Annotated in this window: 6 protein-coding genes; 4 read left to right on the plus strand and 2 right to left on the minus strand. The window is 41.2% G+C overall.

Annotated features, from left to right (window positions below):
- Positions 1 to 31 precede the first annotated feature (31 nt).
- Complete coding sequence (locus IAE19_RS13185; RefSeq protein WP_200461378.1) at positions 32 to 8,395, minus strand: ESPR-type extended signal peptide-containing protein; 8,364 nt, start codon at positions 8,393 to 8,395, stop codon at positions 32 to 34.
- 308 nt (positions 8,396 to 8,703) lie between these two features.
- On the opposite strand from IAE19_RS13185, the gene IAE19_RS13190 reads away from it, so the two are divergent.
- From IAE19_RS13190 to IAE19_RS13205, 4 genes are all read left to right on the plus strand, one after another.
- The gene (locus IAE19_RS13190; RefSeq protein ID WP_200461379.1) at positions 8,704 to 9,306 is read left to right on the plus strand and encodes a 5-formyltetrahydrofolate cyclo-ligase; all 603 of its coding nucleotides are present in this window, start codon (positions 8,704 to 8,706) and stop codon (positions 9,304 to 9,306) included.
- A gap of 105 nt (positions 9,307 to 9,411) precedes the next feature.
- On the plus strand, positions 9,412 to 11,838 hold the full coding sequence (gene lon, locus IAE19_RS13195) for an endopeptidase La (RefSeq protein WP_200461380.1): 2,427 nt from the start codon (positions 9,412 to 9,414) through the stop codon (positions 11,836 to 11,838).
- Between the two features lie 334 nt (positions 11,839 to 12,172).
- Positions 12,173 to 12,652 carry a 23S rRNA (pseudouridine(1915)-N(3))-methyltransferase RlmH gene (rlmH, locus tag IAE19_RS13200; RefSeq protein WP_200461381.1) on the plus strand — a complete coding sequence of 160 codons (480 nt, stop codon included), beginning with the start codon at positions 12,173 to 12,175 and terminating at the stop codon, positions 12,650 to 12,652.
- 79 nt (positions 12,653 to 12,731) lie between these two features.
- Complete coding sequence (locus IAE19_RS13205) at positions 12,732 to 13,508, plus strand: dioxygenase (RefSeq protein WP_200461382.1); 777 nt, start codon at positions 12,732 to 12,734, stop codon at positions 13,506 to 13,508.
- A gap of 271 nt (positions 13,509 to 13,779) precedes the next feature.
- Here the strand turns inward: IAE19_RS13205 and IAE19_RS13210 are convergent, their stop codons facing one another.
- Complete coding sequence (locus IAE19_RS13210; RefSeq protein WP_200461383.1) at positions 13,780 to 14,073, minus strand: cold shock domain-containing protein; 294 nt, start codon at positions 14,071 to 14,073, stop codon at positions 13,780 to 13,782.
- Between the last annotated feature and the right edge of the window lie 17 nt (positions 14,074 to 14,090).

The following is a 14,090-nucleotide window of genomic DNA, read 5'->3' on the forward strand; positions in this document are numbered from 1 at the left end:
CCACCCAACCTCCTATTGAGCATTCATGAAATTAATCAATCACACCACTGATACCAACACGGACACTTGGATCACCTTGTGAAGCAGCTGCAACCCCCCCAGTGATTGACCAGCGGCCATTATCCGCAGTTTTTCGTAATGTAGCGCCCACTGCATTTTCTCCACCATGGTACGCGGCGCCAACAGCGTAAGTAAATTTACCTGCTACAAAAGGTGCTCCTTCCAACGCCATCGCAGAGGCAATACCCGCATTGGCCTTTTTCTCGACATCATCAATCCGACTATTGACGTTGTAGAATACCTGCTCAAGACGATCACCCAAATTGGTAATTCGATTACCTAAATCGACATCTGCCTGATTCAAGGCTCCTAATGCATCCCCGACATTGTTATAACTTCCGTTATTCACATTATAGGTAGGTGCAGTGAATTGACCATTTTCATATTTCGCCCCACCCCCCAATGAATCAACAACATATTGGTTGGACGTATTGAGCTGTGATCCATTCACTGCATCTTTAGACGTACTGGAAATTTCACCCGGCGCAACATTTGTGATTTTATGGTTACCCGCATTAATACCATTTTGATCGATATTAACATCGCCTACTTTCACAGTATTGGCAGTCACCGTATTGGATGTGACAGAATTAAACTTCACATCATCCGCAGTCGCAACCGTATATTCTTTACCGCCATTGCTGTTAGTACTTTCCTTAACGGTAATATTTTGACCTGCTTCAACCGTGGTGTGCTGACCCGCTGTTTTGTTAATCGAGCTAATCGCATCGTTAATATTGGTTGCACCTGTACCCCCAATATTAGTAATGGTATTTCCATCTCCTCCCTGGAATGCGCCATCACCAATAATGTCATGGATCTGGCTACCGTTGACTGCATCTTTGCTGTTCTGGGCAATGCTGCCTTCTGCAACGCCTGTCACTTTATTACCCGCTGCATCAATACCATTTTTGGTTACACTTGGCCCACCATCAATTGTTAAACCATTATCGTTCACCGTTGTATCACCCGCTGTCACACTCTCCACGGTAATATCTTTGGCTAAATCAACGGTAATGTTATTGCCTGTGTTATTGATACTGATATTGCCGTCTTTATTCGCAAAATCAACAGTATCCGTCGGTTTTACCTGACTCGCATTTTGACCATTTGTAGAAACAGTCCAACCTTTGTTGGCATTTTGAGCGGTTTCATTGATGGATTTAATCGCATCATTGATATTATCTTTTCCAGTATCACCAATATTATTATTTACGTATGTTCCTGTACCTGGATCATAGGTGGTATTTCCCCCAATAATATTTCTGATTTTAGTGGCTATGTTATAAAGCTGACCACCGTTAATTGCATCTTTTGAATCTTGCGCAACTGTGCCTGCTTCCACCCCTGTGATTTTATTGGTAGTTTTATCAATGACTACATTACCCACTGTCACTTTATCAAAACTTACCTCAGGGGTCGTAGCAACGGTAATCTGGTTGCCTGACTGTTGCACCGCAATATTATTTCCTGCAACAAAAGTCACGGTATCATCAGGAGCGACCTTGCTAACTGAGCTTCCTGTTACGGTACCCGTGCCCGTTTGATCTGTGGTTAATTTCCAGCCTTTATTGGCAACATCACTTACCGCCTGTAACTGACTACCATTAACAGCATCTTTTGAGGTGGAGCTAACTTCTCCATCCTGAACATTGGTAATCTTTTGATTCCCCGCGTTTATTCCCGCAAAAGAGATAGAAGGTGAGTTGCTCAATGGTAAACCCGTTATTGGGTCAACAAAGCTTAAGCCACTATTGTTAATAATCGTCCCACCTGCATTAACGCTGTCAAGGAGTAAGTCTTTACTCAAACTAAAGTCAATTGTTGTGGTTCCATTAGCATTCGTTGCAGCAGCCTTAAGATTGGTTTCTCCTACAGCAAGACCGATATCTACAGTATCTTCAGGTTTGACTTGCGTAGAAGCCAGTGTCGAATCGGACTTTATATTCCAGCCTTTATTTGCCGTTTGAGCAACATCACTTACTGCTTTCAATTGCTCTTCTGTTGCTGCCTGTTGCTGGTTATAAGTGCCATTGGCATCCCAGGTGGTATTGGTTAAACCACTCACCCTTCCTGTGGCTCCATTTAGTGTCACCGGAGATGCTCCACCCACTACAATCTGTGTTGCCCCTATTGAAGTCTGGTTGGTTCCATTACTAACGCTAATTGAACCTGCTCCGATTGCACTGCTATTAGTACCATCAGTTACAGTCGTACCGTCTACAGTACTGCTATTGGATTTTGTTCCATCTGTCAGTTCAACTTTGCCATCTGTAACTTTACTATTACCCACCGTCAAACTACCAGCTTTGCTCAGGTTTACATCTTTGGCCAATTCAACAGCGACTTGTCCATTTACCACTTTGGTCGTGATATTGCTATCAGCACCTACAATATCAACAGTTTCTCCAAGTTTCTTCGTGACAGAGTTGCCGTCGCCCGCTTTAAGTCCAAAGCCTGCATCCGTTAAACCGGTCTGGATACTTTTTAACTGCTCTTCTGTGGCTGCACGTCCGACTGTCGCAAAATCTGCATTAGTGGTTGTTTTATTGCTAAGGCCTGTGATTTCACCAGTATTACCATTAATAGTAACAGGGTTTCCTCCAGTCGTCGGGCCGACTTTAATGACAGGTTCAAGACCGAAGGTTATTTGGTTATTCCCTGTATTGGTGACTTTGATATTCGTGTCTGTTGCACTGAAATCAACATTTTCACCCAAGGCAATGGTATCTTTGGAGGCTGTATTTCCATTTGAGCTCACCGTGAAGCCTTGATCGATAATACCTTTGATCTGGCTACCATTCACTGCATCCATAGAGGTATCTGTAATCGCTCCAGCACCAACATTGGTAATTTTATTAGTTCCAGCATTAATGCCAGTTGCACTTATACTTGGCGAGTTTGGAACGGCTCCGCCACTAGAATTAACAAAGCTTAGTCCTTTGCTATCGATCACAGTTCCCGCGGCATTGACACTCTCTACCTTAATATCTTTGGCAAGCTTTACGGTTAGCTTGTTATCCGTGCTGTCTGCAACGACACCAATGTTATTATCCGTTAAATTCGTTTCTACAGATTCTCCACCTACTATACTGAGTTGTTGGCCCAATTTACGTTGTACATTTACACCCGCATTATCCCCTGTAAAGGTCAATGGTGTCGCCAGTTGATCTTCTGTAGCTGCTCGTCCAATAGTATAGTTGTTTGGGTCGAAAACTTTATTGGTTAAGCCAGTAATTGTTCCATCTTTACCATTAACTGTGACAGTAGAACCGCCAGGTTGCCCCCCAATATTAACAACCTCTGCCAGTTTCACATCCACATTAGTGCCTGTATGACTCACTGTAATATTGCTATCACTATTAGAGAAATCCACAGTTGCATCTGGCGCGACATTGGTTTTATTGGCAGTATCTTTGTTGGTCGTTAAATTCCAGCCTTTATTTGCCGTTTGAGCAACATCACTTACTGCTTTCAATTGCTCTTCTGTTGCTGCCTGTTGCTGGTTATAAGTGCCATTGGCATCCCAGGTGGTATTGGTTAAACCACTCACCCTGCCTGTGGCTCCATTTAGTGTCACCGGAGATGCACCACCCACTACGATCTGTGTTGCCCCTATCGAGGTCTGGTTGGTTCCATTACTAACGCTAATTGAACCTGCTCCGATTGCACTGCTATTAGTACCATCAGTTACAGTCGTACCGTCTACAGTACTGCTATTGGATTTTGTTCCATCTGTCAGTTCAACTTTGCCATCTGTAACTTTACTATTACCCACCGTCAAACTACCGGCTTTGCTCAGGTTTACATCTTTGGCTAATTCAACAGCGACTTGTCCATTTACCACTTTGGTCGTGATATTGCTATCAGCACCTACAATATCAACAGTCTCTCCAAGTTTCTTCGTGACAGAGTTGCCGTCGCCCGCTTTAAGTCCAAAGCCTGCATCCGTTAAACCGGTCTGGATACTTTTTAACTGCTCTTCTGTAGCTGCACGTCCGACTGTCGCAAAATCTGCATTAGTGGTTGTTTTATTGCTAAGGCCTGTGATTTCACCAGTATTACCATTAATAGTAACAGGGCTTCCTCCAGTCGTCGGGCCGACTTTAATGGCATTAGCCAGTTTCACATCCACATTTGTGCCTGTATGACTCACTGTAATATTGCTATCACTATTAGAGAAGTCCACGGTTGAATCTGGCGCGACATTGGTTTTATTGGCAGTATCTTTGTTGGTGGTTAAATTCCAGCCTTTATTTGCCGTTTGAGCAACATCGCTTACGCTTTTTAATTGTTCTTGCGTCGCAGCACGACCACCCGTATAAGTTTGGGCCGGATCCCAGGTCGTGTTAGATAAACCTGAAACATTTCCTGTAGTCACACTCGTAGTACCTACAGTTAAACCTGTATCGGTAAGAGTATTGGCACCCACTTTGACTTCATTATTTTTAACACTGGATGTACCTACCGTCACACTACCTGCATTGGTGAGGTTTACATCTTTGGCCAACTTTAATTGCAAGGTATCAGAACCATTAGCAACTACTCCAATATTTCCATCAGTCAGCGTCCCAGTTGCGCCACCTGTGACCTTGAGTTGTTGACCCAATTTTCGGTTTACTTGAGTACCGCTATCCCCAGCAAAAGCTAAAGGCGTATCTGCTAAATCCTGAATCGCCTGATTAGTTTGGTAGAGTTGACTGCCGTTAATTGCATCAGTGCTGCTGGAGGTTACACGACCTGCTGCAACATTAATAATTTGACGTTCATTATTTACAGAACCTACACTCACTGTAGATAATCCAGCCCCACTCCCTGCATAATTATAATCTTTGCCATTAATCGTACCTTTCGTGGTTTGATTATAACTACCAGATGCTGAACCATTCCCCAAGGCTACTGCATTTTCATTTGTCACAATTGTATTTGCACCAATAGCCACTGCATTAGCTGCTGTAGCCTGTGCATTCAAACCCTGTGCAATACTATTCGTGTTTAAAGCTTTTGCATTTTGCCCTTGAGCTATAGCATTGCTTCCCGTTGCTAATGCATTTGTACCCGTAGCAATTGCATAATCAGCAGAAGCCTGAGCATTCACACCCTGAGCAATGGTATTAATATTTAAAGCTTTCGCACCATAACCTTGCGCGATTGCGCTTTCTTGACTGGCCTGTGCCTCTTTACCCAGTGCCAAACTGTTTAAACCTGAAGCTTGTGATTTTTGGCCAACTGAAATCGCATCTTTTGCAGTTGCTTGAGATTCTGTACCCAGAGCAAGTGAACTTTCTTCAGTCGCTTTTGCAGTATTACCCACTGCTAACGCATTTTTAATTTGGGCAAAGCTATTGGTTCCTATCGCTATCGTATCCGAGTTGGAATTATTATCTATTTCTTCTTTAGTTGGGTTGGCCTTGCCTGAAACAGCACCTTTACCTAATGCAACCGCATTGGTCGCATAAGTGGTTGCATTCGTTCCTGTGGCAATTGAGTCCGTAGCAGCCGATTTAGCAGCATTACCAAATGCAAGTGCATTGGTCGCCGAAGAATTAGCATTTGTACCCAATGCATAAGCATTTTCAGCACTGGCACGAGAACTTACACCAAGCGCAGTAGAGGCATTCCCAGTTGATCTTGAATCATAACCTTGAGCAATACTTTCCGCGCCTTCAGCAATTGTATTTTGACCAATTGCAATCCCTTTTTCATTAGTGACTAAAGCTTGAGTACCAATAGCGATAGCATTGTCAATTTTACCAGTTGGTGATGTTTGAGGTGCTGCTTTAGCATCTTTACCTATTACAATACTGCCTTCACCACGACTAATCGCGTGATTACCTATTGCTACACCTGCCGTATCGTATACAACTGAATCAGCAGTTCCGATAACGGTTGCATAATCACCCAAAGACTGAACTTTTGAGCCAATGGCGGTACTGTTATTGTTTGCAGCTATAGCATCTGGACCGATAGCCACCGCATTAATACCTGTAGCTCCTTCGTTGGCACGATTACCTTTGGTAGTTGAGTTCACACTGATATATTTAGCGCGACTTTCTTCAACGGCTTGTTGCATTTGCTCAACATTGACCGCGTCTGTACCAACCTTACCTTCAGCAACTCCACTAATCACTGTATTCGGACGAAGATTAATTTGTTTAGATGTGGCATCTGTATAAGTCACTGCGTTTTCTGTAGCAGGAAGCTGGATTGCTCCTGTACTAAGTGCACCTAACGCTTCAACGACTGTATTATATTGATATTCTTTCCCACTCGTGTCTTTTAACGTGATTTGAGAATAGTCCCCAGTTTGACTATTCACAGTAACATTACCACCAATAATATCTGCAACTTTTTCTTGTGCCTTTCTTAGTTGATTGACGTTGACTGCGTCATAATCTCCAGCACCGTCAGCGACATGTACGATTCGACGGTTAAAAGATGCAGTTGCTCCATTGGAGTCAGCACCGACTGAAACTACGCCCTCATCACCAATTAACGCAGAGGTAATATATCCAGCTTGGGTTTGCGAGGTAGTGCTCGACGCAATAGAGTTTGTTCCAAGTGCAATACTATTATCCTGTGACCATGCATTTGTCCCTAGTGCAACGCCATTATCTGCATTTGTGATATTACCTGTGCCGTCATCCACGCCCTGAACTTTTGATAATGCGCCTACTGCAACTGCACCTTGATTACTGGCATTTGCAGAATATCCCACTGCCACAGCACCTTGCCCAGATTGAGTTCTCGCTCCAAGTGCTGTGGTATGATTGATTGCAGTCGAACTTTGATTGGATATATAACCAATACTTACACTTTCTTCTCCAGCAGCGCCCTGACCTGCTTTGGAGCCAATCGCAATATTATAACTACCCGTTGTGTTGTTGGAGGCTTGCAAACCAATTGCAATATTTTCATTCCCGGTAATGTTTTGACCAGATGATGTGCCGATTGCGATGTGATTTTGATTGGCATTACCCGGTAAGTTAGCTGTCCCTTGTCCAGCATTACTACCAATTGATACCGCATTATTACTATTTGCCTGAGAGTTACTTCCTATTGCCGTACCCGCCACAGCACCCGCAATTGAGTTGTTACCAATAGCCGTTGCGCTTGCTGCTGAAGCATTGGAATTTCCACCTATTGCTGTAGCATTTGAGCCACTGGCTGCTGCTGCATTTCCTATTGCACTTGCGCCTGCGGCACTTGATGTAGCATTAGATCCAATCGCCAAAGCATTATTACTATTGTCACCTGTGACTTTTGCAGAATCACCAAGAGCTAAAGAGCTTGTAACATATTTTGAATCGACTGTTGCAGCCTGACCAATCACCGTGTTTTTATTACCTAAGGCGAGAGTATCTTTACCAATAGCAATAGATTCCACGCCATTAGTTGGAGCTGGTGTTGTACCATCGTCTTCAGTTCCTACGAGTGCATTTGTACCAATCGCGATAGAGTCAGTAGCGGATTTATTGGTTATCGCATTCGGCCCTACTGCGACAGAGTCTGTACCATAAGCAGCGGAGTCATCCAGAGTAGAGTTCGCATGAAAATACTTAACCCCTTGTGCTCCACTATTAAATAGTTTTTGTTCTAGCTCATAAAACTGATTACCTGTAATCACCTGTTGTGAGCCTGCTGCAATGGTTCCATCCTTTGCAACTGTAATTTGCCCATCATCAATAATTGTGCCGTCTACAGTGACTTTATTAAAAGTCACTTCATTTGCTGTTTTAACTGTATAAATCGTTTGGCCATTACTGCCATTGGAAGAAGTAACCTCAATATTATTACCCGCAGCCACTTCGGTTTTTGCAGCATTTACATCGGCTTTAGATGCCTTAGTAGCTAAACCTGTTGTCGCGTTGTTGACCTGATTATTGAGTGTATTGAAATCAGTTTGTGAGGCTTTCGTTGCTAAGCCTGTAGTGGCATTATTTACTTGATTATTTAAAGTGGTTAAATCGGCTTGTGAGGCTTTAGTGTTGACTGTACTCGTTAAGTTATTTAAATCAGTTTGTGAGGCTTTCGTTGCTAAGCCTGTAGAAGTATCATTTACTTTATTATTCAAATCATTGAGAGATGCTCCACTAGTACTGGTCACATCTGAACCAGTAATCTCCCCCGTAGCTGTTATATCACCCGTTACATTTAAATCTTCATTGATATCCTGTGCATGGGCTGATACAGCAAATGCGATTGTCGTCGCTACAATGACAATACCTGCTGTTTTCTTTACTGATTTTGATTTGCTTCTAGATTTGGCTAATTCAGAAACCGCGACCCATGCCCCTAAAGAAGCATTCCATACAACTTTGTAAACTTTATTCATCGTTTTTTACCGCCGTTAATTTTCAAGAAAGTTTTTTGTTGTAAATAAAATTCTATAGGCCAAATATTGACAACTCAATCAATATTTTTACTTGAAGTGTGAAAAATTACACATTAAATATTAAGTTTTAAGAGTTTAGGTAGGATTTTGATTAATAAAACTTAATATTAACGATGAGTTTTTTATTAAAAATTGTATTCAGATTGAATCTATTCAGTTAATTTAATTAATTTTTTGATAAAATTCATGTGAGATCTTTCCTTAATTTTGTAGTTTTATTTATTATCAAGTTGGCATATTGTAAAAATATGAAAAAAAATCGTAAAAATTTAATACAACAGCGCAAACAGCTCACCCGATTTCAGCAATATCGATCATCCGTCTCATGCCATCATTTATTTAGAAAAATTTTAACCTCGTTTAAATATCAAAAAATTGGTCTGTATTTACATGCTTTCGGTGAAGTTCATACTAAATTGTTGATTGAAGAATGTTATCGATTAAATAAAGATGTTTTTTTCCCCATGATTTGTAATATGAACAATCAACTGGTGTGGGTAAACGTGAGTCGCACGCAATATCGAAACAAACGTTTTTCACATCATCCGCTAGGGATGAAGGAACCGATGGCAAATCGAGCCCATCATGTATCTTATCTTGACTTGCTAGTTATGCCTTTACTTGCCTGTGATTATAGAGGAACCCGTATCGGCATGGGAGGAGGCTTTTATGACCGAACGTTGGCCTCCGCTCCGCATAAACCTTTTCGGTTAGGTTTGGCGCATTCTTTTCAATTACTCGATCAAAACCTGATTCGCCAACCTTGGGATCAACCCTTAGATGCCTTACTCACACCAGATCGTGTTTATCATTTTAATCGCAAAGCCTTTCATTTAAGTAATTCCGACTGATTTGCTTATTTTTTTGCATTTTCTATCCTTATGCCCTTGTAATTTTCAAAATACACATCACTATAAAAAACATGGCAACATTGTTGTCACTCATTAGGAGTGCCCATGTCTGAAAATATTATGAATATAGAAACCTTAGAGCCTCAGGTTCCAAGTGTATTACCGCTTTTAGCGTTGCGTGATGTTGTGGTTTATCCACACATGCAAATTGCGCTATTCGTGGGTCGTGAAAAATCGATCAATGCAGTGGATGTGGCTCGTAACAGTGACAATTTAGTATTTGTAGTTGCACAAAAAGATTCTCTTACCGAAGAAATTGATCACGACAACCTTTATCAATATGGTACTGTCGCGAAGATTGTGCAAGTTGTGAATCACGAAAATGATGAAAACTGTATTAAGGTTTTAATTGAAGGTCTATATCGTTCAAAACTGACCAAGATTATTGATGAAGATAGTCATTTAACTGCTGAACATCAATTAAGTCCAATGACGGTCAGTATGGATAAAAATGACCAGGAAACTCGTTTGCAGGAATTGCGTACTTTATTTGCTCAATATGCAGAAGCAAAACTACGTAATGCCCGTGAACTGGTGACTGCTGCGAATAAAATCGAAGACTTGCTACAGCTGATGTTCTTTGTCGCAACTCGTGTACCATTAAATATTGATGTGAAACAAAAGTTTCTGGAAAATGACGAGTTTGAAACGCATTTGCAAGAGTTAACCACATATTTAACTCAACAATCTGCTGAACAGCAAATTGAGCAAACATTGCATGACAACGTTAAACGTCAAATGGAAAAAAATCAGCGTGAATACTTTCTAAATGAAAAAATGAAAGTAATTCAACGTGAACTTTCCGATATGAATGGTGGTGCTGAAGACGACGTTGCTGAAATTGAAAAACGTCTTGTCGAGGCTGATTTGCCAGAGCATGTACGCAAAAAAGCTGAGGCAGAATTTCGTAAATTAAAAGCGATGCAGCCCGCTTCGAGTGAAGCTGCTGTGGTGCGTAACTATCTTGAAGTCATTCTGGATACACCTTGGAATACTGCAAGTAAAGTCAGCATTAATCTGAAAAAAGCACAGGAAATTCTGGATGCTGATCACTATGGTCTAGACGATGTAAAAGACCGTATTGTGGAATATCTAGCAGTTCAGTCTCGTGTGAAAAAACTCCGCGGTCCGATTTTGTGTCTGGTTGGTCCTCCAGGTGTGGGTAAAACTTCACTAGGTGAGTCTATCGCGAAGGCCACAGGACGTGAGTTTGTGCGTATGGCCTTAGGCGGTGTACGTGATGAAGCTGAAATTCGTGGTCACCGTCGTACTTATATTGGAGCGATGCCAGGTAAAATCGTGCAGTCATTGACCAAAGTTGGAGTAAAGAATCCATTATTCCTACTCGATGAAATTGACAAAATGGCACAGGATTATCGTGGTGATCCAGCTTCTGCATTGCTTGAAGTACTTGATCCATCACAAAATAGCAAATTTAATGATCATTACTTAGATCTTGATCTAGATTTGTCAGAAGTGATGTTTATCTGTACTGCCAACAGTATGAATATTCCAGAAGCTTTACTTGATCGTATGGAAGTCATTCGCTTGCCGGGTTATACCGAGGAAGAAAAAGTCAATATTGCTGAGCGTTATCTTGTGCCGAAAGCAATTAAAGACAATGGCTTGCGTAGCAGTGAATTGACTGTTCATGAAGAAGCGATTCGAGATATCGTTCGTCGCTACACACGTGAAGCTGGTGTGCGTAGTTTAGAGCGTGAAGTATCGAAGATCGCACGTAAAGTCGTGAAAGAAGCTGTGAGTAAGAAGTCGAAGAACTTGCACATTGATGTAACTGGTGAAAATCTACCAGATTATTTGGGTGCGCATAAATTTGACTACGGCATGGCGGAAGATGAAGCTCAAATAGGTCGCGTTAATGGCTTGGCATGGACTTCAGTCGGCGGTGAGCTACTTACTATTGAAGTAGCAGCAGTAAAAGGTAAAGGTAAATTCATTACAACTGGTTCACTCGGTGATGTAATGAAAGAATCCATTACTGCGGCAATGACTGTAGTACGTACTCGTGCAGATGAACTTGGTATTGAAGCATCTCGCTTTGAAGAAACTGATGTTCACGTTCACTTGCCAGAAGGTGCTACCCCTAAAGATGGCCCTTCTGCTGGTCTAGCCTTAACGACTGCGTTGGTTTCTGCATTTACAGGGATTCCAATTCGTGCCGATATTGCGATGACAGGTGAAACCTCTTTACGTGGTAATGCATTGCGTATTGGTGGATTGAAAGAGAAACTTTTGGCAGCCCACCGCGGTGGTATCAAATTAGTATTTATCCCACAGGATAACGTACGTGATTTGGCTGAAATTCCAGATAATGTCAAAGAAGGTCTGGAAATTAAAGCAGTGAAAAGTATCGATGAGATTCTACCTCTTGCTTTAACCGAGCAGCCTAAACCATTGGCTAAAACACCAATTGTTAAACCTGTAGAAGAGTCAAAAGCTGCACGTCATTAATCTCCTTATGAACTCATGAAAAAGAGAGCTTAGGCTCTCTTTTTTTACATTAATTAGGTTGAAAATTAACCAATAACACCCATAATAAAATTAAGGGTTCATGATTTTCATTTTTTATTGAATTTTTGGTATGGTCATCTGATTCTCCAGACAGATGATCTTTTAATCGCAGTCCTTCACACTTTCTAGGACTGCGTTTTTTTATTAATTTTTATGAATGTCAACTATTTGCTTAAGCCTTAAACATTCAATCGAGTAAAATCATAATCCGCATGAAGCAGGATTATATCCCCGCTATACTTATACCCGTTCGCATTTGCCATTGAGCCATATTATGAAAATCCGAATTCTGACTATAGGTCAAAAAATGCCAGCATGGGTCTTGACAGGATTTGAAGATTATTTCAAAAGGATTCAGCCTTTTGTTCAAACCCAAGTCATTGAGCTTGCAATGGCTAAACGGGGTAAGAATGATTCAGAAGCGGATATTTTAAAATATTGCCAAATCGAAGGTGAAAGCATTCTCAATGCATTAAAACCGAATGAAACCTTGATTGCACTAGAAGTAGGTGGGCGTGAGTTAAGTACCGAAAAACTTGCTGATACCATGAAATCATGGATGCTCGAAGGGAACGATGTGGCTTTGGCGATTGGCGGCCCTGATGGACTATCCGATCAAGTGCGCCAAGCTGCTGCGTGGCATTGGTCGTTATCTAAACTAACAATGCCTCACCCTTTGGTTCGGATTTTGCTGATTGAGCAACTTTATCGCGCTATGAGTATCAATCACAATCATCCCTATCATCGGGCTTGACCAATAGTTTGAAACAAAATCATTAAACCAAAGCGATATTTCTTTGGCAAGATAAATTGATATGCATGAGGTTAGCAGCATGAATCTACAAACACTTCCGGGGCTATTTATTTCTCATGGTTCCCCCATGCTTGCGCTTGATCCTGAACAAGTTGGGCCTGCTTTGCATCGTCTGAGTTTTAATTTACCCAAACCCCAAGCTATTGTAATCATGTCTGCACATTGGGAAAGTCAGTCACTGGAAATTAGTACATCAACCCGCCCACAAACATGGCATGACTTTCGAGGCTTTCCCCAAGAATTATATCAAATTCATTATCCCGCTCCGGGGCAACCAGAACTGGCTGAAGAAATCCTGAAAATATTGGCTGAACATCATATTCCTGCTCATGCCAATAGCACTCGACCACGTGATCATGGAGTGTGGATGCCATTGTTACATATGTATCCAGATGCAGATATTGCTGTTGTTGAAATTTCATTACCCATGAATATGAATGCAGATGAAATTTATCAAATTGGCAAAGTCCTTGCTCCATTACGTGAACGCCAGATTCTTTTAATTGGATCAGGCAGCATCACGCATAATTTGGCAGAATTATCATGGGATGGAAATGCGCAGCATATTCCAGAATGGGCTTCTTCATTTCGCAATTATGTGGTGAATAAACTGACCCATCAAGATTATGATGCTGTGCTGAACTGGCCAGATATTCCCTACATTGAACGAAACCACCCTACTCTCGAACATTTTGCTCCCCTATTTTTTGCAATGGGTGCGGGTAATCGTTTTTCAATTGTGCATAGCAGTTTTTCTATGGGCGCTTTGGGTATGGATATTTATCGTTTTGATTAAGCTGAATTTGGTTATTTAACACTTTAAAGATTCTAGTTTACTCAGCTCATCTTAGACAAAAGAACGCAAAAACTCCCTTTCTAATGAAGTTCTAAAAACACATTTCTCTATTTATAAAAATGCTAACTAAGAATGGCATCACGATATCAGGACTAAAATAAAGGAAGGGCTATTGAAATCCAGAATAAAGTTTTAGAATATTTTCTAATGTTATGCTAACAAACTAATAGCCCAAAAACGCCATCAAATACAACGCTTTAAAAAATATAAATTATTTTCTAAAACTACCCAGTAATGCATTCGTAATCGATTGATTATTTTCCACAGCTCTGGATTTTTTAGCTTTGGTAGACTGATCAATTACTCTCTCGATTTTCACTGCTCTGTATTTGCCATTATTCTCGATCACTTTGAACTTTACGCGCTCGTTTCGCTTCGGCTCACCGTCTTCAAGCGGAAAGTCAGAAATATGAAAAAAGATATCTTGGTCTAATGCGCCAATAAATCCAAATCCTTTTTTTGCATCGTATTGCTTAACTTTACCTTGATAGAATTCAGATTTCATAGCTAGGGTCCATAACA

It is taken from the genome of Acinetobacter sp. S40 (assembly GCF_016624705.1).
Taxonomy (GTDB): Bacteria; Pseudomonadota; Gammaproteobacteria; order Pseudomonadales; family Moraxellaceae; genus Acinetobacter.